The organism is Azospirillum sp. BE72, assembly GCF_031455875.1.
Taxonomy (GTDB): domain Bacteria; phylum Pseudomonadota; class Alphaproteobacteria; order Azospirillales; family Azospirillaceae; genus Azospirillum.
Genome location: NZ_JAVDTO010000017.1, coordinates 105,562 through 125,277 on the forward strand (window position 1 = coordinate 105,562; position 19,716 = coordinate 125,277).

Consider the following 19,716-nt stretch of genomic DNA (forward strand, 5'->3'; position numbering starts at 1 on the left):
TGGCGGAGGGTACCCCCATGATCGCCGCTATCATCCATTGGTCCGCGCGCAACGTCGCGCTGGTCCTGCTCAGCACACTGTTTCTGATCGCTGCCGGCCTCTATTCGGTGTCTCGCATTCCCTTGGATGCGCTGCCGGATCTCTCCGACGTTCAAGTCATCCTCTACACCGATTACCCCGGCCAAGCGCCGCAGGTGGTTGAGGACCAGGTCACCTATCCGCTCACCACCGCCATGCTCAGCGTGCCCAAGTCGAAGGTGGTGCGTGGCTTCTCGTTCTTCGGCGCCTCCTTCGTCTACGTCATCTTCGAGGACGGTACAGACATCTACTGGGCGCGCTCGCGCGTCCTGGAGTATCTGAACTTCGCCGCCAAGCGACTGCCCAACGGCGTCACCCCGACGCTGGGGCCGGACGCCACCGGCGTCGGTTGGGTCTACCAGTACGTTGTGCTCGCCAAGGACCGCACGCTGGCCGAGCTGCGCACGCTGCAGGACTGGTACCTGCGCTACCAGCTGACCAAGGCCGAGGGCGTGGCCGAGGTCGCCAGCGTCGGCGGCTTCGTCCAGCAGTACCAAGTGGTCGTCGACCCCCAGAAGCTGCAAGCCTATGGCGTGCCGTTGGCCAAGATCGCCCAGGCCATCCGGACTTCCAATCAAGACGTCGGCGGCCGCGTCGTCGAGATGGCGGAAACCGAGTACGTGGTGCGCGGGCGGGGCTACCTGCGCGGCATCAAGGACATCGAGGAGATCGTTCTCAAGGTCGACCGCGGTACGCCGATCCTGCTGCGCGACGTGGCACGGGTCGAGATTGGACCGGACGAGCGTCGCGGCCTCACCGAACTGAACGGTGAAGGCGAGGTGGTCAGCGGCGTCGCGCTCCAGCGCTACGGCCAGAACGCCCTGAGCGTCATCCAGAGCGTCAAGGACAAGCTGGCCGAGCTGAAGGCCGGCCTTCCGGAAGGCGTCAGCATCGAGAGCGTCTATGACCGCTCCGAGCTGATCCTGCGGGCGGTGGAGAACCTCAAGGGCACGCTGATCGAGGAGAGCGTCATCGTCGCGCTCGTCTGCATCGTCTTCCTGTTGCATGTCCGCAGCGCGCTGGTCGCTATCGTCACCCTGCCGGTCGGCGTGCTGATCGCCATCATGGTGATGGACGCCATGGGCATGACCTCGAACATCATGAGCCTGGGCGGCATCGCCATCGCCGTCGGCGCCATGGTCGATGCCTCCATCGTGATGATCGAGAACGCCCACAAGCGGCTGGAGCATGCGCCGCCAGACGCCAACCGGGCCAAGGTGCTGATCGACGCGGCGGTGGAGGTCGGACCGGCGCTGTTCTTCAGCCTGCTGGTGATCACCGTCTCCTTCCTGCCGGTGTTCACGCTGGAGGCGCAGGAGGGGCGGCTGTTCAAGCCGTTGGCCTTCACCAAGACCTTCGCCATGGCGGGTGCCGCGTTCCTGTCGATCACGCTGGTGCCGGTGCTGATGATGCTCTTCGTTCGCGGCCGCATCATTCCCGAGCGCAAGAACCCGGTGAACCGCGCTCTCATTTGGCTTTACCGGCCGATGATCCGGCTGGTGCTGCACGCCAAGATCCCAACCATTCTGATCGCGCTGGGGCTGTTGGGTTGGTCTGTGGTTCCGGCCTCCAAACTCGGCAGCGAGTTCATGCCGACGATCAACGAGGGTACGATCCTCTACATGCCGAGCACACTGCCCGGCCTCTCGATCACCAAGGCAGCCGAACTGCTTCAGACCCAGGACCGCATCCTCAAGAGCTTCCCCGAGGTGGAGTCGGTCTACGGCAAGGCCGGCCGTGCGGCCACCGCCACCGATCCGGCGCCCACCGAGATGTTCGAGACGGTCATCAACCTGAAGCCACAGGCCGAATGGCGACAGGGGATGACCTATGACAAGCTTGTGGCCGAAATGGACAAGGCAGTCCAGATGCCCGGCATCTCGAACGCCTGGACGATGCCGCTACGCGCCCGCATCGACATGCTCTCCACCGGCATCCGCACACCGATCGGCATCAAGGTGTTCGGCAAGGATCTGGAGGAGATGGAGCGGCTGGCCCGCGAGATCGAGGCGGTGGTCAAGCAGGTCCCCGGCACCACCAGTGCCTACGCCGAACGCATCGTCGGCGGCTTCTACCTGGAGATCGACCCGAACCGCGAGCAACTGGCCCGCTACGGCCTGACCGTCGGTGACCTGCAGGACACCATCCTGACGGCACTCGGCGGCGAGATGGTGACGACGACCGTCGAAGGCCGGGAGCGTTTCTCCGTGAACGTCCGCTACCCGCGCGAGCTGCGCAGCAACCCCGACGCCATTGCCAGCCGCATTCTGCTGCACCCGGAGGCCGGTGGGGCAATTCCGCTGGGCCAGCTTGCCTCGGTCCGGCTGACCAAGGGGCCGGCCACCGTGCGCACGGAGAACGCCTTGCTGTCCGCTTACATCTACGTTGATATCCGTGATCGCGACATCGGCGGCTACGTCGCCGACGCCCGCAAGGCGGTGGCCGAGCAGGTCCAGATGCCGGCCGGCTATTACGTCACCTGGAGCGGCCAGTTCGAGTACATGGAGCGGGCGGTGGAGAAGCTGAAGATCGTCATTCCGGTGACGATCGCCATCATCTTCCTACTGATGTACCTGAACTTCCGGCGCATCACCGAGACGCTCATCGTCATGCTGTCGCTGCCTTTCGCACTGGTCGGCGGCGTCTGGTACATGTCCCTGCTCGGCTTCAACCTGTCAGTGGCGGTGGCGGTCGGCTTCATCGCGCTTGCCGGTGTGGCTGCCGAGACCGGGGTAATCATGCTCATCTACCTCGACCATGCGCTGCAGGATATGAAGCGCCGTCGAGCAGCCGAGGGGCTGGCGATGACCAAAGCTGATCTCTACGAGGCCATCATGGAAGGTGCGGTCGAACGCGTGCGCCCGAAGATGATGACGGTCGTCGCCATTATGGCAGGCCTGCTGCCGATCATGTGGAGCCATGGCACCGGGTCGGAGGTGATGCAGCGCATCGCCGTGCCGATGATCGGCGGCATGATCTCCTCGACGGTGCTGACGCTTCTTGTGATCCCAGCCATCTACGCTCTGGTCAAGGCTCGCGAAGTGGGGCGCCCCGCAGGCGGCACGCCATTGCCAGCGGCAGAAGTCCCCAACCCCCAATCCAAAAAGGAGCTTGCCCATGTCGCGTAAGATTGCTCGTACTGCCTTGCTCGTGGCGGCCGCCTCGGTCTCTCCGGCAATCTCTTGGGCACAAATGGATCATAGCGGTCACGCCACCCAGACTGCCCAGCCGCAAGCAGCTGGCACGACCGGCAAGGTTAACGCCGTTGATCCGGCAAAGCGTGTGGTGAATCTCTCGCACGGCCCAATCGCGGCCCTGGGATGGCCGGCAATGACCATGGACTTTGCCGTCGCGCCGAGCGTTGACCTCAAGGCCTTGAGGCCGGGCGCGGAGGTCGCGTTCACCGTCGGAAAGGATGCTGCCGGCATGTACCGGATCGAGACACTTACCCCGAGGAAATAGGCTCATCCCCAAGCCCCCTCCCGTCGACACGGTTTCGGTCCGATGCTGTGCCGACGGGACGGCACGATGATGTATGAGGACGGTCATGACAATGAGACGGCGGAAGAGGAAGCCGACGACCGCGTCACCTTATGCCCGAGGAGTGGTGTTGCAACGGATGAAGGCCGCACGCTGGGGCGGGCTGCTCGCCGTCGCCCTGGTGGGCTTCCATCTGACGGCAGGCCTGCCGCTATTCGATGACGATCACGCCTCTGCCGCGGAACTCACAGTCTGGAAGTCATCCAGTTGCGATTGCTGTGGCAAATGGATCGAGCACATGCGGGCAGCAGGTTTTTCCGTACTCGTCCACGACACCGAGGACGTCCGATCGGTCAAGATCGCCCACGGGGTTCCGGAATCGCTGTGGTCCTGCCACACCGCTGTGCTCGATGGCTATGTCATTGAAGGGCACGTCCCGGCCGAGGACGTCCGACGGCTACAGGCGGGACCGTCCGGGAACAAAGGACTGGCCGTTCCAGGAATGCCCGCAAGCGCACCAGGCATGGACCAACCCGGCCAACCCTATCAGGTCGTGACCTTTGGGCCGAACGGGAGCGGCATCTATGCCAACCATTAGCAGCGAGGCTCACAGCGAGGACGTGCTTGTGACCGGCAGAATAGGCCTCGACACCGCTCCAGACCTGCGTGAACGCAGCGCAGGTCAAGCACTAACCGAAACGGGAATGGACCTTGTTTCTCTTGCCCGGCACTTCCGCTATGCATTGGCGCAACTGCCACATGCACGCGGCGGTCTCCGTCCGGCCGGCGCAACGAATGTACGTCTGCTGGCGCCCTTGCTGGACGAGGTCACCAAAGCACGACGATGCGGCATCCGCTGGCAAGTGATCGCGGTCGAACTTGCCAGGGCCGGCGTTCACAAACTGAGTGGAACTCCATTCTCCGCGGCGGATCTCCGCTCTTATGTGTGGCGCGCATCTCCTCGGAAGGAGTAAAGCCGAGGCGATGCTGGAGGTGTCGCACGCGTCACGAAGGCTCCGGTCAGCAACCGTCGGAGTGCACATGGGTGGCCTGTGGCTCTCGGGCAATTGACCGGGATCAATGCGCTTGGTACAGGATGCATTAGTATTGGCTGAGCATCGGACAGGCTGCGGTTCGCAGAGTGGCTGGAACCGCTGGATCGGTGGGTTCAGCATTGGGCGGCGCAGCCGGAACGACGAGGTGATCCGCCATGTGGCAGCGGACAAGGGTAGCAATTGGGAGGGTGGTCGTGAGCCTGCTGGTGCTGGCCACACTGCTCGCCTATGCCGCTCCGATCCAGGCGAACGCCCCATCGTTCTCCCCGGCCATGGGCACGCTAGCGCAAACGTCTGAACAGACAACTGCTGCGTTGATTTCTGTGATCGTGGAGGACGGGCACGCACTTTGTGGTGACATGGACCTCACCGGAGGCGCCTGCTGCAGCTCCGTGCAATGTGTGACGATGCATGGTGGTCTGCTCCCGGCTTCCTTCGAGCCACTTGCTCCGCTCTTAGTCGTCTCGCGCCCCATACCCTCCCTAGCGACACCTGACGGGATCGGCAGCGACCCCGCCCTTCGCCCTCCGCTCTGAAGTTCCGACATCACGAGTCCGTCCGCATCCGCTCAAAGGCCCGCTTCGGCAGAGGATGCCGACGTCTCAGCCTGACCTCTCGTTAGTGTGGCCGGACCTGCTAAGCAGCCAGCAGAAGACACTGACGGCGCGTCTCGAAGACTTGCGATCCCTTGAGACCGTTGGCAGGCCATTTTTAACCGTGTTTCTGACGAGCGGAAGGCCACGGCCAACCAACTTTTCGCCAGCCCCTTATTGAGCGAGGAGGCGATGATGCATGATCATTCCCAGCATGATTCTGAACACCAGGCGCGTCTTCCCTGGTACAGGACTTGGATCGGTCTGGCTGGTCTTGGAACCGGTGCAGCTGCAGCTTTGTACCTGTCCCTCTACCATGTCACCCACGTCCTTGACGTGCTTCCGTTCCTGATACTGCTCCTCTGCCCGCTGATGCACCTTTTCATGCATGGCGGCCACGGCAGCAGCCACAGTGGCGGGCCGGATGAGCCCGGCACGCCGAACAAGGGGGACACCCCATGACACATGATGCTTCGGCTTACGGGTTGTGGCCGCTTGTCATCCTCAACTCGGCCATCTTCATCATCTTTGCCTTCAGCTTCGGAAAGCCTCAGTCGCGCCGCGACTGGCGCTCGTTCGGTGCATTCAGTGCTTTCATCGTGGCGCTGTTCACCGAGATGTACGGCATTCCGTTGACCATCTACCTGCTTTCGGGATGGCTGCAGACCCGCTATCCGGGAGTGGATCTGATGTCGCATGATGCCGGCCATCTTTGGTCGACCATCTTCGGATTCCAGGGCAACCCGCACTTTAACGTGCTGCATATCCTCAGCAATCTGTTTATCCTGGTGGGTTTCATCCTGCTTTCGGCAGCCTGGAAGGTACTTCACGCCGCTCAGCAGCAACACGGTCTTGCATCCACTGGCCCATATGCTTACGTCCGCCACCCACAATATGTGGCCTTTATGGCGATCCTGTTCGGTTTTCTGCTGCAGTGGCCGACCATTCTGACGCTAGCCATGTTTCCGCTGCTCATCCTCATGTATGTGCGGCTGGCGCATGCTGAGGAACGGGAGGCACGAGATGCCTTCGGCGCCAGGTACGAAGCCTATGCTGCCGCCACTCCGGCATGGCTGCCCTCTCTCATCGGGCACAGACCTGCCGGTTCCAAATCGGGTGGTGTAGCCCGCAGATAGGCCGGTGATGGGCGCAAACATGCACTGACCCGCGCTTGTGCTCCGGCTGACTGATGAATACCCCACAAAGTGATGGGGTGAACGACACAGCCCTCCGTTCACCTCACCACGATGATCAACGGATGCCAGTGCGAAAGAACGCACCGTTCATCGGCTCTGGCGTCCCTAAGCGGAGCAGAAAAGCTCCGGGAATGACATGAATAGCATCTTCATGCAGGATAAAGTCCACCAGTTGAGCGACTGGATTCTTCACACGGTATTCCCCAGCCCCTATTGGTGGATACACGTTCTGATCCATGTCATCCTCGTAGTAGCGCCACTCGCTTTCCTTGGCCTGCTATTGACCTGGGTGGTGGGTATCGCCCGGCGTCGGCTGTCCGGCTGGCATCGGGAGATGCCGCTGGACGTGACCTCGCCCTTTCCGCCCAACATGTTCCTGTACATCCTCAAGTATACACGTCGGACGCAAGTGGTACTTCTTGCGGCAGCCCTGCTGTCATTACCGCTTCTCTATGCGGTGCTTGACCTCCCCAAACAAATCATCAACAAAGCACTCAGTTCTGAGGCCGAAACTGTTCTGGTTTCTGGATACGCGCTGAATCAATATGAGTTGCTTATCGTCTTGTGTGCCGTTTACCTTGCTGCTGTTCTGGCGAGCGGTGTGGTGAAATACGTTATCAATCTTCTCAAAGGACAGCTTGCCGAAGGAATGATGCGCCGCATGCGCTTCGCGGTGTTCCGCAGTTGGTCGCGTGGCAGGAGGCCATGTGACCATGCCCAGATCATCCCGTTGTTGGTACAGGAGGTCGAGCCGATCGCTGGGTTCTCCGGCGACACCTTTCTGACGCCTGTTCTGGAGGGAGGCACCTTCGCAACCATCCTGATCTTCATGGTTGTTCAGGATCCGGTGTTGGGCGCCGCCGCGCTCACGCTGGTCCCGCTACAGATCGCCCTGGTTCCGCGTCTGCAACGCCGGGTCAGCGCCTTGGCGCGTGATCGCTCACGGGAACTACGCTCTTTCGGTGCCGCGGTGGCCGAAGCCTCTCCTCATCACCAGGAGAGTCGCCCTCGTCCTGTGCTAACGGTTGCACGCTCGCTAAAACGCATCCAAGCGATCCGGCTCGAAATCTATCGGCGCAAGTTTTTCATTAAGAGTTTAAACAACTTCATCGCACATCTCACTCCATTCTTCTTTTATACCATCGGGGGATATTTGGTGATTGAAGGTAGACTGTCCCTTGGTGCCTTGGTGGCAGCGCTCGCTGCCCACAAGGACATGTCGTCTCCACTTCGCGAACTCCTTGGCTACTATCAAACCATGGACGACGTTCGCGTGCGCTATGAGGATATCAGGCGCTTCCTAGGTGACCAGAACAAAGCCGAGATGCCTCACGGGGCAGTTGCAGGTCCAAGCGCCAGAGACCCGCGGCCGCCGCTGGCCGGCGGATGTGCGATATGAGCCGCACGTTCGCCTGTGGCAGAGCATTATCCTGCTACGGCAACCGGCGCCTCTTTACACAACTCTTTCAGCATGGAGATGCGCGATGTGCGCCGACAAGAAACTCACCGTGATCACCTCGGCGCTGATGCTTGGTATGATGCTCGTCGGACCGACTCAGGCTGCCGAAACCCTAAAGCTGTCCGAGGTGTCGCACCTGCATGGCATTGCGGTGGACCGGGAGGATTCATCCCGCCTGTATCTCGCCTCGCATCATGGCGTGTGGCTGACCAACTCCGACGGCACGGCGACCCGGGTCTCGGACAATTCGCATGACTACATGGGCTTCACGCCCAATCCGGCACAGTCCGGCGCCTTCTTCGCCAGTGGTCATCCCGAGACTGGCGGGAACCTCGGCGTCCTCGTTTCGACGGACGGCGCCAAGACCTGGAAAGCGGTCTCGAAGGGCGTCAACGGGCCGGTGGACTTCCACTCGATGGACGCCAGCCCGGTCGATCCCAACGTGCTCTACGGCCACTACGGCAGCGTCCAGGTCAGCCGGGATGCTGGGAAGAGCTGGGAGGTCACCGGCAAGCCGCCTGCCGACATGTTCGACCTGGCAGCATCGGCCAAGGACGCGAATACCGTCTACGCTGCCACGCGCACCGGCTTGACGGTCAGCCGCGACGCCGGAAAAACTTGGCAGGCTGCCTATATGGTGGCGCGCCCTGCGACCATGGTCACAACGAGCAAGGACGGCACCGCCTACGCCTTCATGGTTGGCACCGGCCTGCTCAAGACAACCGAGCCAAGCTTGGCGTGGCAGCCGGTCAGCAACGGCTTCGGGGATGCGATACTGCTGCATCTCGCGGTCGATCCGATCAACCCTGAGCGGCTCTACGCCGTGACCGACAAGTCGGCCATCCTGGCCAGCCAGGATGGCGGCAAGACCTGGAAGCCGTTCCGGTTTTGATGGCCAACGCAGGGGGTGAGCACCATGCCGATGGTCCGTTTCAATGAACGGCAGCACCGCCGCGATAAGCTTCGGAACGCAGGGCAATCCATCTTGCTGGTGGGGAGCTTGGCGTTGCTCGCGGTGGCGATCGGCTGGCTGCTCGGCGGATGGTTCGGCGTCCTCTGGGCAGCCATCCTCATCGGTGCGACGGTAGTGTTCAGCCCGACTGTCTCACCGCACGCCGTTCTGGGTCTCTACGGAACTCGGCGGCTCAGTCCTCACGACCTTCCGGAGATTCACCAGGTCATCCAGGTACTGGCCCAGCGCGCCGGGCTGCCAAGCGTTCCTGAGTTGCACTACTTCGCGACTCCGGTACCGAACGCTTTCACGGTCGGCTCCTCTCGCAGCAGCGCTATCATCCTGACCGATGGGCTGCTGCGTGCGATGACCCTGCGCGAACTGGCGGGGATTCTAGCCCACGAGGTCAGCCATGTCCGCAACCATGACCTCTGGATCATGGGTTTGGCCGACATTATCAGCCGGGTCACTGGGGCTATGGCGACCATCGGCGTCGTCCTGTTGCTCCTGAGCCTGCTGCAGATGGCGGAGCAGCACAGCAGTGTCCATTGGCCGCTGATTGCGCTTCTCTGGGGAGCGCCCACCATCAACACGCTCATTCAGCTTCAGCTGTCACGCACCCGGGAGTTCGATGCCGACCTTGATGCCGCCGCCCTGACTGGCGATCCGGAGGGGTTGGCCTCCGCCCTGGCGAAGCTCCAGCGATACGGCTCCGGCTTCTGGGAACGTATCCTCTGGCCAGGACGGCGAAATTCGCATCCATCCGTGCTGCGCACCCATCCGGAACCCGAAGAGCGCATCGAGCGGCTGCTTTCGCTCCGACAGGCTAATGCAGCGCATCCCACCGTTGAAGCTCGGACGGTCGGAGTCCCTACACATTGGACGCAGCCAACCCATCGGCCTCGTTGGCGCGTGTCCGGTCTCTGGCATTGAGGTTCACCATGCGGTTTCCTAAGAGGGCAGCAATTGGCATTGGCTTGGCCTTGGGCGCGGCCATTGTGGCAGCTGGCGTTGTTCTGTTCGCCGGTCCGAAAGGGGGCGCCGATCCGACCGACCCCACACAAGTCGCCCGCGGGAAGGTGGTGTACGCCGAACAGTGCGCGTCGTGCCATGGGGCTCGGCTCGAGGGCCAGCCGAACTGGCAGAGCCGCAAGCCCGACGGCCGTCTACCGGCGCCCCCTCATGACGCTTCCGGCCATACGTGGCACCACCCGGACGCGGATCTCTTCAAGATCACCAAGCAGGGCATCACGGCGTTCGCCCCGCCTGACTACAGCAGCGACATGCCTGCGTTCGGCCGCAGCTTGAGCGATGCCGACATCTGGGCAGTTCTCGCCTTCATCAAAAGCTCCTGGACGGAGGAGATCCGTCGCCGCCATGCCGCCATGAGCGAGCGGTCGAAGAAGTGAGGAGAGAAAGACCTCAGCCTGCACATCGGCATTGACCTTCCAGTTGCTGGAAGGGGGAGCATGGGTTTCGAAGTCACCGCCACACCAGGAAGCGGGGGCGCCGCCGCGCAACACCGCGTTACCGACGCCGAGCCTGCGAAGGGAGAAGCGAACATGAACGACCTGCACCATGGCCATGGGCATCAGCCCGGACATGACCATTCTGGTCACCATCATCACGCAGGAGCCGACGACCATGGGACGGTCAAAGACCCTGTCTGCGGCATGATGGTCGACCCGGAGAGGACCGCGCACCACGCGGAGCATGACGGGCACAGCTTCCACTTTTGCTCGGCGCGCTGCCACGACAAGTTCGTCGCCGCCCCGGAGCAATACCTGAAGCCGGAAGCCAAGCCCGCGGCACCGGAGCAGGCCGGGCAAGCCTCGTCGCAGAAGGGGATCATCTACACCTGCCCGATGCACCCGGAAATCCGCCAGGAGGGGCCGGGCAACTGCCCGATCTGCGGCATGGCTCTGGAACCGGTGGGTGCCAGCCTCGAAGAGGGGCCGAACCCGGAACTCGTCGACATGACCCGGCGCTTCTGGATCGGCTTGGTGCTCAGCGTGCCGCTGCTGGTCTTGGAGATGGGCAGCCACATTCCGGCCCTTGGCCTTCATGACCTGGTGCCGCCGCGCCTCTCCATCTGGATTCAGTTCCTCCTGGCGACGCCGGTCGTGCTGTGGGCCGGCTGGCCGCTGCTGGAGCGCGGCTGGCACTCGTTCCGGCGGCGCAGCCTGAACATGTTCAGCCTGATCGCGCTCGGGGTCGGCGTTGCCTACCTCTTCAGCTTGGCCGCGACCTTTCTGCCCGATCTCTTCCCGGGTAGCTTCCGGAGCATGGACGGGGTGGTGGCCGTCTACTACGAGGCCGCCGCTGTCATCACCGTGCTGGTGCTGCTCGGCCAGGTGCTGGAACTGCGCGCCCGTGAACAGACCGGTGGCGCCATCCGGGCGCTGCTGAACCTGACGCCCAAGACGGCCCGCCGCATCAAGGAGAGCGGTGAGGATGATGAGGTTTCCCTCGACCAGGTCCGGGTCGGCGATCGGCTGCGTGTCCGTCCCGGCGACGGGGTGCCGGTCGACGGCGAGGTGCTCGAGGGGCGCAGCGCCGTGGACGAGTCGATGGTAACCGGCGAGAGCATGCCAGTGGAGAAGGAGCCCGGCGCCAAGGTGATCGGCGGCACCGTGAACCAGACGGGCGCCCTGGTGATGCGGGCCGAGAAGGTCGGCTCCGACACCATGCTGTCGCGCATCGTGACCATGGTGGCCGAAGCCCAGCGCTCTCGCGCCCCCATCCAGCGGATGGCCGATGTCGTGTCTGGCTACTTCGTCCCGGCGGTCATCCTGGTCGCGCTCCTCGCCTTCGGCGGCTGGATGGTCTGGGGGCCGGACCCCGCCTTCGCTTACGCGCTGATCGCGGCGGTCTCGGTGCTCATCATCGCGTGCCCCTGTGCCCTGGGGCTGGCGACGCCGATGTCGATCATGGTCGGGGTGGGAAAGGGGGCGACGGCCGGCGTGCTGATCAAGGACGCCGCAAGCCTGGAGCGGTTCGAAAAGGTCGACACGCTGGTGGTCGACAAGACCGGCACGCTGACCGAGGGAAAGCCGCGGGTGACCGCGGTCGTCCCGGCGGCTGGCATCGACGAGGCGGAGCTTCTTTCCCTGGCAGCCAGTCTGGAGCGGTCAAGTGAACATCCCCTGGCGGCTGCCATCGTCGCGTCCGCCAGGGAGCGGGGGTTGCCGTTGCAGGAGGTCACCGACTTCGGCTCGGTGACCGGCAAGGGTGTGGTCGGAAGGGTTGGCGGCCGGGAGGTCCTGCTCGGCAATGCTGCGATGATGCGGGACCGGGGCGTGGTCCTGCGCGACCTGGATGCACGCGCCGACGAGCTGCGGCGGGAGGGGGCGACGGCTCTGTTCGCCGCGGTGGACGGCCGCCCCGGCGGCGTGATCGCGGTGGCCGATCCGATCAAGGCGAGCACGCCGCATGCACTGGAGACGCTGCGCGCCGATGGGGTGCGCATCGTCATGCTGACCGGCGACAACCGGACCACCGCGGAGGCGGTGGCACGCCGTCTGGGCATCGACGAGGTCGAGGCCGAGGTCCTGCCCGACCAGAAGCATCAGGTCGTGCGGAAGCTGAAGGCGGAGGGCCGCGTGGTCGCCATGGCCGGCGACGGCGTCAACGATGCTCCCGCACTCGCCGAAGCGGACGTCGGGGTCGCCATGGGCACCGGAACGGAGGTGGCGATCCAGAGCGCCGGCGTGACGCTGGTGAAGGGCGACCTCGCCGGCATCGCCCGGGCCCGGGTGCTGAGCCGCGCCACCATGGGCAACATCCGGCAGAACCTGTTCCTCGCCTTCGTCTACAATGCGCTCGGGGTGCCGGTGGCGGCCGGCGTCTTCTATCCCTTGTTCGGCTGGACGCTGAGTCCGATCATCGCGGCCGCCGCCATGGCGCTGAGTTCAGTGTCGGTCATCGGCAATGCGTTGCGCTTGCGGATGACGAGCCTTTAGGTATGGGTCTACCACCGATGATTGGCCTTACCCGCGGACCGGTTCAGATCCGCACTCACATGGCGGCCGCCGATCTCAGGCGGGCCTGCGCCGGGCAAGGCTCTCCATCTCCTTGGCCCATCCACTGTAGTTGCGGTGGTAGTCGCGCAGGGCCGCATCGCCCTTCGTCCGCTCCGCCATCGCCTGGAACAAGGGGGCCTGGGCTGCGGCGATTTCCGCGGCATCCGGCCGGCGGGTGGCGGTGAGGAAGGAGGACAGGCTGGTGACCAGATTGCCGCCGGTCGGCTTGGCCGCCAGCTTCGCCAGCTCGTCGACGATCCACGGCATGTATTTCAGCACATAGTCGGCATAGCGCTGGATCACCGGCGCCTGGTCGAGCAGGTCGTCCCGCTCGCGGTCGAAATCCGCACGTTCGAGGATCGCGTGATTGCTGTAGACGACCGGCGCCGCCGCAGAGATGTCGCATTGCCAGCCCTTGCGCGGGATCAGCAGGTCGGCTTGGTCCTTCTCCTCGCGGTAGGGGTAGAAGGGCATGGTGCGGCAGCGCGACGGCTTGTCGTCATGGATGCCGCACAGCCCGTCCTCGCGCAGTTCCGGACAGGGGTAGGAGGTCGGCAGATAAGCGGTCGGCACGATCAGCACCGCCACCGTCTTGCGGTTGGGCAGACGCACCGTCGCGCCCAGCCTGGTCGCCAGCTCGTAGGAGCGGGCGTTCGCCCGCACCGGTGTCCACACCATCGCCAGCGGAAAGCGGCCGGCATGGGCGACGGCGTCCTTCAGCGTCAGCGGCAGCCAGCCATGACAGCACTTGCCGCAGGCGGTGCAGGAGAAACGCGGTTCCATGGCGCCGTCCCTCCGCTCACTTGCCGCAGCAAGCTTTGTATTTCTTGCCCGACCCGCAGGGGCAGGGCTCGTTGCGTCCGACCTTGACCACGCGGCGCGGCTCCCCCTTAGGGTTCACCTCGCCGCTGACATAGAGCCAGTGCCCATCCTCCCGGCGGAAGCTCGCCCGCTCGTGGTGGCGCATATCGTTGCCGTCCCGGCGGAAATGGATCAGGAACTCGACCGTTCCGACATCACCCTCCTCGCTGGCGCGCAGGATGTCGAGCCGCTGCCATTCCGACTCGTCCGCCACCCGTTCGGCTTCGCCACGGTTGAAGTCCTCGCGGATTTCCGGCGCATGGGTGCGCTCGACATGGTCCAGCTCGTGGCGGACGAAGGCGGTGTAGCGCGACCGCATCAGGGCTTCAGCGGTCGGCGCCGGCTCTCCGGCCAGGATGGGACCACAGCACTCTTCGAAGGAGCGGCCGGAACCGCAGGGACAAGACGACATGATTGGTCCTCGGTTGCACGCAATAAGGGACTTAGACAGCGACCACCAGCGCCACGTAACGGGCAGCCTTGCCGATGGTCACCAACAGCAGGAATATCCAGAAATTCTCCCGCAGGATGCCGGCGACCAGGGTCAGCGGATCACCGATGAAGGGAGCCCAGGCCAGCAGCAGCGACCACACCCCCCATTTCTGGTACCAGGCGGTGGCGCGGTCGATCAGCGACGCCTTGACCGGAAACCAGCGCCGGCCGCTGAAGTGGATCAGGTAGCGGCCGAGCAGCCAGTTCACCACCGATCCCAGCACATTGCCGACGGTGGCGACGAGCACCAGCGTCAGCGTCGAATGGGTCTCGGCCATGTGCATGCCGGCCAGCACCACCTCCGACTGGGCCGGCAGGATCGTTGCGGCCAGCAGCGCGGCACTGAACAGGCCGGCCAAACCGGCGAGATCGTCCATGTGGCCTCCGAGGGCATGTCGGCAAAAGGCGGGGCCGGCGCCTGACGGCACAGGCCCCGCCCATGGGCTCACTTCACGCGCTTGAGGTCGCTGTAGGCGCCGCTGGCGGTCAGGGTGACGGTGACGGGCACATCACCGCGGTTGCGCCAGAACCAGCCATGGTGGCCATCGAAGGCGGCCGTCAGCACGCCGTCGTCGCCGGCGATGCCGCGGCCCTTCTTGTAGCTGTGCGTCGCGTTCGGATTGCCGGTCGGCTCGCCGTGGGTGTCATGGTTGACCGTCCCACCCTCGGACTTCCAGCTGTAGGTCAGTCTCGCATCCTTGGTCATCACCGCCTTGACCTCGGCCCCTTCGCCGGGCTTCAGCGTGACCTTCACCGTGTCGGACTGGGCGGCCTGGGCGATTTGCACCGGCAGCGTCTGCGCGGCGGCCGGCGAGACGACCAGCCCGGCCAGGAGATTGCCGATCGCCTCCAGGTCGAAGCTCTGCTTGCCGTCCGGGGCCGCCCCTTGGGCGCCGGGGCGGTCCGCCTCGGCTTCCTCCTGGAGCTGGACCTTGATCTCACCCATCTGGGTCAGACCGAGCACCCGGCCGAGGCCGGTGGGGTCGATGCCGTGTTCGGCCGGCAGCACGGCGGTGACCAGCAGGACCGCGGCGATCGCCGCGGCGATCGCGGTGGAGCGCAGCAGCTGGGTCGAGGACGGCAGTTCGGACACAGGGGGAATGTTGGCGTTGAACATGGTGGCGAAATCCTTGGATCAGGCAGCGACGGCCCAGCCGGTCAGCTGATATCCGATCAGCAGGAACCCGGCGGTCATCATCGCGACGTTGGCGGTGTAGGCATGGCGCAGGAAGCCGTCGGTACGGCGCCAGAAGCCCATGACGATCAGGATGGCGGAGAGCGCCAGCATCTGGCCGACCTCCACGCCGACGTTGAAGGACAGCAGATTCGGGATCAGCCCGTCCGGGGCGATCTCGAACTCACGGATCTTGGTGGCCAGGCCGAAGCCGTGGAACAGGCCGAAGACCAGCGTCGCCGCCTTGGTGTTCGGCTGCACGCCGAACCAGCGGCGGTAGGCACCGAGGTTGTCGAGCGCCTTGTAGACGACCGACAGCCCGATGATGGCGTCGATCAGGTAGGCGCTGGCGCTGGTGTCCCACAGCACGCCGAGCAGCAGCGTGGTCGAATGGCCGAGCGCGAACAGGCTGACATAGATGGCAACATGTTCGAGCTTGTAGAGGAAGAAGACCACCCCGAACAGGAACAGCAGGTGATCATAGCCGGTCACCATGTGCTTGGCGCCGAGATAGAGGAAGGGCAGCAGGTTCATCCCGGAGATCTCCTGGATGTACCCCTTGTCGCCCTGGGTGACACCATGGGCGAGGGCGTCGGCACCGGCGAGCGCCAGAGCCGCGAAGACGAGCATGGGAAGGGCGGCACGGGCCGCGCCGGGGCACGGCGAGCCCCCTCGCAAAACTGGGATCATGGTTCAAATCCGCTGACGGTTCGCTGAAAGGCCACCGCGGCAAGGCGGCGGGCGGAACTCATGCGTGACCGTCAGGCCGGGGTGGGCGATCCCGAGGCTGGGGAGCATGGCCGGCATCCGGATCGGAGGCGACCCGGCGCCATGCATCGGCATCCCCATCGACCGCCGACCGCAGGGACGTGCCGGACATCAGGGTGTCGTGGGAGTGGTCGGCCGGGTTGTGGCCGTGCGTGTGCCCGGCGGCGCGGTCCCGGTTGTTCCCATCATCGTCATGGCTGTGGCCGCCATCCCCGTCCGCCTGCACCAGGATCGAGGCGTCGTTCAACACCCCGCCGGCCGGCACGGCATGGCTTGCGAAGGCCACGATGCCGATGGCCACCACCAGGATGGTGAGCAGGCGCAGCAGGGTTGGCAGGAACGCGGACGACATCGGGACCTTGGCTGAGGGGCGGAACGGGTGCCGGCCATGCCGGTATTGATCCTATCCAGGGGGATAGAGCAAGATCAGGGGCGCGGTCAACACCGCTCGGCATGCCACTCAACCAAAGCACAGTGGGAAGATCGGCAGCTGCCACCATCAGCCTTGACTCTATCCTATCCAGGGGGATACCACCAAGCCATGAGCACGCACCACAGCCACCCCGACATCATCAAGCGTCTCAAGCGGGCCGACGGCCATCTGCGCGGCATCATCGAGATGATCGAAGCCGGGCGGCCGTGCCTGGACATCGCCCAGCAGCTGCATGCGGTGGAGAGCGCCGTGCGCGAGGCCAAGAAGGTGCTGATCCACGATCACCTGGACCACTGCCTGGATGCGGCAATCGATGCCACCCCCGCCCAGACGCGGGCATCGGTCGCCGAGTTCAAGGCGATCACGAAATACCTGTAGGGACTTGCCATGCCTGAGTTCTCCGCCCTCCTGCAGCAAGGCGCCTCGAACGCCTGGCTGTTCATCCCGAGCGCCATCCTGCTCGGCGCCCTGCACGGGCTGGAGCCGGGCCATTCCAAGACGATGATGGCGGCCTTCATCGTCGCCATCCGCGGCACCGTCACCCGGGCGGTTCTGCTCGGTCTGGCCGCCACCGTGTCCCATACGCTGGTGGTCTGGGCCGTGGCGCTCGGAGGGATGTGGATCGGCCGGGGCTGGAGCGCCGAGACGACCGAGCCCTATTTCCAGCTCGCCTCGGCGGTGCTGATCATCGCGGTGGCGGTGTGGATGGCGGCGCGGACCTGGCGGGAGCAGCGGCACGACGGGCACGACCACTCCCACGGCGACGAGACCCACCGCATCGATACCGGCCACGGCGACGTGCTGGTGCTGGAGGTCTTCGAGGATGGCGTCCCGCCCCGGTTCCGTATCCGCTCCGAGCGGCAGGGCCGACAAGCCCCCGCGCCGAACGCCGCCACCGTAACGGTGGAGACGCTGCGGCCCGACGGCACGCTGCAGCAGTTCTCGTTCCTTGATGAGGGCGACTTTCTCGAGTCGGTCGAAGAGATTCCTGAGCCGCACGAGTTCGTCGCCACCGTCCGGGTCGGCCATGCCGGCCATGTGCACGAGTACCCGGTGCGCTTCACCGAGCATGCCCATCGCCATGAGGCGGCCAGCGGTCACCACCATCATCACGGCCATGGACATGAGCACGGCCATGGCGAGCGAGACCACGCACCGGCTGGCGCGCTGGATCTCGGGCAGGTCGGCTATCAGGACGCGCATGAGCGGGCGCATGCTCGCGACATTCGGCGCCGCTTTGCCGGCCGGCAGATCACCACCGGGCAGATCATCGTATTCGGCCTGACAGGCGGGCTGATTCCCTGCCCGGCGGCGATCACCGTGCTGCTGCTGTGCCTCCAACTCAAGGAGGTCACCCTCGGCGCCGCGCTGGTGGTGTGCTTCAGCATCGGTCTGGCCCTGACCCTGGTGGCTGCGGGGGCGATCGCCGCGCTCGGCATGCGCCATACCGAACGCCGCTGGTCGGGTGCCTTCAGCAGCTTCGCCCGCCGCGCCCCCTACCTGTCGAGCGCCGTTATCATCCTGGTCGGACTCTATGTCGGCATCCACGCTCTGCAGGGGCTGGGTTACACGCTGGCCTGGATCGGAGGAACCCATGTGTCGTGACGCCGTGACCCGCGCCTACCGCGCCCTGGTGGCGGATGGGGTTCCCCACCGCCACGCCGTGGAGGCCGCCGCCGTCATCCACCATTGGCACCATCCCGGCACCCCGCTCAAGGAGAGCCTGGACGTGGTCGAGACTTGGGTCATGCCGTCCACGCTGCATTGACCCTCAGAAGACCGGAGGACGCCGGCTCCTGTCCAACGCAAGGGTGAAACGATGCTGACGATCCTGGCCAACCGGAGCTACCGCCATCTGTTCCTGGCCCAGGTGATCGCGCTGGTCGGCACCGGGCTGGCGACCGTGGCGCTCGGGCTGCTTGCCTACGATCTCGCCGGCGCCGATGCCGGCGCGGTGCTGGGCACCGCACTCGCCATCAAGATGGTGGCCTATGTCGGTGTCGCCCCAGTCGCCGGCGCCTTCGCCAGCCTCTGGCCACGGCGGACAATGCTGGTGGCCCTCGATCTCGTCCGGGCGAGTGTGGCGGTGGCGCTGCCCTTCGTCACCGAGGTCTGGCAGGTCTACGGCCTCATCTTTGTGCTGCAGGCGGCATCGGCCGCCTTCACTCCGACCTTCCAAGCCACCATCCCGGACGTGCTGCCCGACGAGGGCGAATACACCCGCGCGCTCTCGCTGTCGCGGCTGGCCTACGACCTCGAGAGTGTCGTCAGCCCGATGCTGGCGGCCGCCCTGCTGACGGTGGTCAGCTTCCACGCCCTGTTCGCCGGCACCGTCGTCGGCTTCCTGATCTCCGTGGCCCTGGTGGTGTCGGTCATCCTGCCGAGCCCGCGGGCCGACGCCGCGGCCCAGGGCGGCATCTACGACCGCATGACGCGCGGCATCCGTCTCTACCTCGCCACGCCGCGCCTGCGCGGGCTGCTGGCGCTGAACCTTGCCATCGCCGCCGCCAGTTCGATGGTGATCGTCAACACGGTGGTGCTGGTCCAGGCGCGCTACGGCCTCGACCAGACGGCGACGGCGGTGGCGCTCGTCGCCTTCGGTGGCGGCTCGATGATCGCCGCCCTGGCCCTGCCGCGTCTGCTCGACACCCTGCCGGACCGCCGGGCCATGCTCGGCGGAGCAACGGTCCTGGTCATCGGCTTGGCCGCCGGCACGCTGCTGCCGGGCTACGGCTGGCTGCTGCCGCTGTGGCTGGCACTCGGGCTCGGCTATTCGCTGGCCCAAACCCCGACCGGCCGCCTGCTGAAACGTTCGGCGCATCCAGCCGACCGGCCCGCGCTGTTCGCGGCACAGTTCGCACTGTCGCACGCCTGTTGGCTGCTCACCTATCCGCTGGCCGGCTGGCTGGGGGCAACTGCCGGATTGGACACGGCCTTCGGCGTCCTCGCCGCTCTCGCAGCGGCGGCGGTCGGGCTGGCGGCCCTGCTGTGGCCGGTGGATGATCCGGCCGAACTGCCGCACACCCATGACAACCTGCCACCCGGCCACCCGCACCTGGCCGGAGCCGAGCACACCGGGACCGGGCACCGTCACAGCCATGCGCTGGTGATCGACGGTGAGCACCCGGTTTGGCCCGAACGCTGACCGCACGC

20 protein-coding genes are annotated in these 19,716 nt (G+C 65.1%); 14 read left to right on the forward strand and 6 right to left on the reverse strand.

Annotated features, from left to right (window positions below):
- Positions 1 to 17 precede the first annotated feature (17 nt).
- The 10 genes from J2Y49_RS27545 to J2Y49_RS27590 all read left to right on the forward strand — a co-directional run bounded on the left by J2Y49_RS27545 (position 18) and on the right by J2Y49_RS27590 (position 12,775).
- The gene (locus J2Y49_RS27545) at positions 18 to 3,206 is read left to right on the forward strand and encodes an efflux RND transporter permease subunit (protein WP_149226137.1); all 3,189 of its coding nucleotides are present in this window, start codon (positions 18 to 20) and stop codon (positions 3,204 to 3,206) included.
- The gene (locus J2Y49_RS27550; protein ID WP_149226135.1) at positions 3,196 to 3,540 is read left to right on the forward strand and encodes a copper-binding protein; all 345 of its coding nucleotides are present in this window, start codon (positions 3,196 to 3,198) and stop codon (positions 3,538 to 3,540) included. The genes J2Y49_RS27545 and J2Y49_RS27550 overlap by 11 nt, the downstream gene beginning before the upstream one ends.
- A gap of 157 nt (positions 3,541 to 3,697) precedes the next feature.
- Positions 3,698 to 4,156: a DUF411 domain-containing protein gene (locus tag J2Y49_RS27555; RefSeq protein ID WP_188092485.1), complete on the forward strand. Its 459-nt coding sequence runs from the start codon at positions 3,698 to 3,700 to the stop codon at positions 4,154 to 4,156.
- 1,245 nt (positions 4,157 to 5,401) lie between these two features.
- Positions 5,402 to 5,668 carry a DUF2933 domain-containing protein gene (locus J2Y49_RS27560; protein ID WP_149226131.1) on the forward strand — a complete coding sequence of 89 codons (267 nt, stop codon included), beginning with the start codon at positions 5,402 to 5,404 and terminating at the stop codon, positions 5,666 to 5,668.
- Positions 5,665 to 6,342, forward strand: coding sequence for an isoprenylcysteine carboxylmethyltransferase family protein (locus J2Y49_RS27565; RefSeq protein WP_149226129.1), 678 nt, complete (start codon positions 5,665 to 5,667; stop codon positions 6,340 to 6,342). Before J2Y49_RS27560 ends, J2Y49_RS27565 begins: the two co-directional genes overlap by 4 nt.
- A 196-nt stretch (positions 6,343 to 6,538) precedes the next feature.
- Positions 6,539 to 7,801, forward strand: a complete 1,263-nt coding sequence (locus tag J2Y49_RS27570; RefSeq protein ID WP_149226127.1) for an ABC transporter ATP-binding protein — start codon at positions 6,539 to 6,541, stop codon at positions 7,799 to 7,801.
- Between the two features lie 85 nt (positions 7,802 to 7,886).
- Positions 7,887 to 8,753 carry an exo-alpha-sialidase gene (locus tag J2Y49_RS27575; RefSeq protein ID WP_149226125.1) on the forward strand — a complete coding sequence of 289 codons (867 nt, stop codon included), beginning with the start codon at positions 7,887 to 7,889 and terminating at the stop codon, positions 8,751 to 8,753.
- Positions 8,754 to 8,777: 24 nt separating this feature from the next.
- Positions 8,778 to 9,746, forward strand: coding sequence for a zinc metalloprotease HtpX (locus J2Y49_RS27580; protein WP_149226123.1), 969 nt, complete (start codon positions 8,778 to 8,780; stop codon positions 9,744 to 9,746).
- Between the two features lie 8 nt (positions 9,747 to 9,754).
- Positions 9,755 to 10,222, forward strand: coding sequence for a cytochrome c (locus J2Y49_RS27585; RefSeq protein ID WP_149226121.1), 468 nt, complete (start codon positions 9,755 to 9,757; stop codon positions 10,220 to 10,222).
- Positions 10,223 to 10,486: 264 nt separating this feature from the next.
- Positions 10,487 to 12,775: a heavy metal translocating P-type ATPase gene (locus J2Y49_RS27590; RefSeq protein ID WP_247883955.1), complete on the forward strand. Its 2,289-nt coding sequence runs from the start codon at positions 10,487 to 10,489 to the stop codon at positions 12,773 to 12,775.
- 75 nt (positions 12,776 to 12,850) lie between these two features.
- On the opposite strand, the gene J2Y49_RS27595 is transcribed toward J2Y49_RS27590, so the two are convergent.
- The 6 genes from J2Y49_RS27595 to J2Y49_RS27620 all read right to left on the reverse strand — a co-directional run bounded on the left by J2Y49_RS27595 (position 12,851) and on the right by J2Y49_RS27620 (position 16,482).
- Entirely contained in the window at positions 12,851 to 13,618 is a 768-nt protein-coding gene (locus tag J2Y49_RS27595; protein WP_149226117.1) for a YkgJ family cysteine cluster protein, read from the reverse strand.
- A 16-nt stretch (positions 13,619 to 13,634) separates the two neighbouring features.
- Entirely contained in the window at positions 13,635 to 14,108 is a 474-nt protein-coding gene (locus J2Y49_RS27600) for a YchJ family protein (protein WP_149226115.1), read from the reverse strand.
- 31 nt (positions 14,109 to 14,139) lie between these two features.
- A complete protein-coding gene (locus J2Y49_RS27605) occupies positions 14,140 to 14,565 on the reverse strand; it encodes a YqaA family protein (protein WP_149226113.1) in 426 nt (141 codons plus the stop codon).
- 68 nt (positions 14,566 to 14,633) lie between these two features.
- Positions 14,634 to 15,305 carry a transmembrane anchor protein gene (locus J2Y49_RS27610; RefSeq protein WP_149226111.1) on the reverse strand — a complete coding sequence of 224 codons (672 nt, stop codon included), beginning with the start codon at positions 15,303 to 15,305 and terminating at the stop codon, positions 14,634 to 14,636.
- 18 nt (positions 15,306 to 15,323) lie between these two features.
- Positions 15,324 to 15,992: a HupE/UreJ family protein gene (locus J2Y49_RS27615; protein WP_247883949.1), complete on the reverse strand. Its 669-nt coding sequence runs from the start codon at positions 15,990 to 15,992 to the stop codon at positions 15,324 to 15,326.
- A gap of 118 nt (positions 15,993 to 16,110) precedes the next feature.
- Positions 16,111 to 16,482 (reverse strand): hypothetical protein, encoded by a 372-nt coding sequence (locus J2Y49_RS27620; protein WP_149226107.1) that lies wholly within the window; start codon positions 16,480 to 16,482, stop codon positions 16,111 to 16,113.
- A 189-nt stretch (positions 16,483 to 16,671) separates the two neighbouring features.
- On the opposite strand from J2Y49_RS27620, the gene J2Y49_RS27625 reads away from it, so the two are divergent.
- Genes J2Y49_RS27625 through J2Y49_RS27640 form a run of 4 tightly spaced genes read left to right on the forward strand, consistent with a single transcriptional unit; the run spans position 16,672 to position 19,708 of the window.
- On the forward strand, positions 16,672 to 16,941 hold the full coding sequence (locus J2Y49_RS27625) for a metal-sensing transcriptional repressor (protein ID WP_149226105.1): 270 nt from the start codon (positions 16,672 to 16,674) through the stop codon (positions 16,939 to 16,941).
- A gap of 9 nt (positions 16,942 to 16,950) precedes the next feature.
- Entirely contained in the window at positions 16,951 to 18,168 is a 1,218-nt protein-coding gene (locus J2Y49_RS27630) for a nickel/cobalt efflux transporter (protein WP_149226103.1), read from the forward strand.
- Positions 18,158 to 18,331, forward strand: a complete 174-nt coding sequence (locus tag J2Y49_RS27635; protein WP_188092484.1) for a hypothetical protein — start codon at positions 18,158 to 18,160, stop codon at positions 18,329 to 18,331. The genes J2Y49_RS27630 and J2Y49_RS27635 overlap by 11 nt, the downstream gene beginning before the upstream one ends.
- Positions 18,332 to 18,382: 51 nt before the next feature.
- The gene (locus tag J2Y49_RS27640; RefSeq protein ID WP_149226101.1) at positions 18,383 to 19,708 is read left to right on the forward strand and encodes an MFS transporter; all 1,326 of its coding nucleotides are present in this window, start codon (positions 18,383 to 18,385) and stop codon (positions 19,706 to 19,708) included.
- The last annotated feature ends 8 nt before the right edge of the window (positions 19,709 to 19,716 follow it).

Excerpts from the sequence above, each read along its gene's own strand:
- J2Y49_RS27545 (WP_149226137.1), top strand. The coding sequence starts at position 18 with ATGATCGCCGCTATCATCCATTGGTCCGCGCGCAACGTCGCGCTGGTC.
- J2Y49_RS27550 (WP_149226135.1), top strand. The coding sequence starts at position 3,196 with ATGTCGCGTAAGATTGCTCGTACTGCCTTGCTCGTGGCGGCCGCCTCG.
- J2Y49_RS27555 (WP_188092485.1), top strand. The coding sequence starts at position 3,698 with ATGAAGGCCGCACGCTGGGGCGGGCTGCTCGCCGTCGCCCTGGTGGGC.
- J2Y49_RS27560 (WP_149226131.1), top strand. The coding sequence starts at position 5,402 with ATGCATGATCATTCCCAGCATGATTCTGAACACCAGGCGCGTCTTCCC.
- J2Y49_RS27565 (WP_149226129.1), top strand. The coding sequence starts at position 5,665 with ATGACACATGATGCTTCGGCTTACGGGTTGTGGCCGCTTGTCATCCTC.
- J2Y49_RS27570 (WP_149226127.1), top strand. The coding sequence starts at position 6,539 with ATGAATAGCATCTTCATGCAGGATAAAGTCCACCAGTTGAGCGACTGG.
- J2Y49_RS27575 (WP_149226125.1), top strand. The coding sequence starts at position 7,887 with ATGTGCGCCGACAAGAAACTCACCGTGATCACCTCGGCGCTGATGCTT.
- J2Y49_RS27580 (WP_149226123.1), top strand. The coding sequence starts at position 8,778 with ATGCCGATGGTCCGTTTCAATGAACGGCAGCACCGCCGCGATAAGCTT.
- J2Y49_RS27585 (WP_149226121.1), top strand. The coding sequence starts at position 9,755 with ATGCGGTTTCCTAAGAGGGCAGCAATTGGCATTGGCTTGGCCTTGGGC.
- J2Y49_RS27590 (WP_247883955.1), top strand. The coding sequence starts at position 10,487 with ATGATGGTCGACCCGGAGAGGACCGCGCACCACGCGGAGCATGACGGG.
- J2Y49_RS27595 (WP_149226117.1), bottom strand. The coding sequence starts at position 13,618 with ATGGAACCGCGTTTCTCCTGCACCGCCTGCGGCAAGTGCTGTCATGGC.
- J2Y49_RS27600 (WP_149226115.1), bottom strand. The coding sequence starts at position 14,108 with ATGTCGTCTTGTCCCTGCGGTTCCGGCCGCTCCTTCGAAGAGTGCTGT.
- J2Y49_RS27605 (WP_149226113.1), bottom strand. The coding sequence starts at position 14,565 with ATGGACGATCTCGCCGGTTTGGCCGGCCTGTTCAGTGCCGCGCTGCTG.
- J2Y49_RS27610 (WP_149226111.1), bottom strand. The coding sequence starts at position 15,305 with ATGTTCAACGCCAACATTCCCCCTGTGTCCGAACTGCCGTCCTCGACC.
- J2Y49_RS27615 (WP_247883949.1), bottom strand. The coding sequence starts at position 15,992 with ATGCTCGTCTTCGCGGCTCTGGCGCTCGCCGGTGCCGACGCCCTCGCC.
- J2Y49_RS27620 (WP_149226107.1), bottom strand. The coding sequence starts at position 16,482 with ATGTCGTCCGCGTTCCTGCCAACCCTGCTGCGCCTGCTCACCATCCTG.
- J2Y49_RS27625 (WP_149226105.1), top strand. The coding sequence starts at position 16,672 with ATGAGCACGCACCACAGCCACCCCGACATCATCAAGCGTCTCAAGCGG.
- J2Y49_RS27630 (WP_149226103.1), top strand. The coding sequence starts at position 16,951 with ATGCCTGAGTTCTCCGCCCTCCTGCAGCAAGGCGCCTCGAACGCCTGG.
- J2Y49_RS27635 (WP_188092484.1), top strand. The coding sequence starts at position 18,158 with ATGTGTCGTGACGCCGTGACCCGCGCCTACCGCGCCCTGGTGGCGGAT.
- J2Y49_RS27640 (WP_149226101.1), top strand. The coding sequence starts at position 18,383 with ATGCTGACGATCCTGGCCAACCGGAGCTACCGCCATCTGTTCCTGGCC.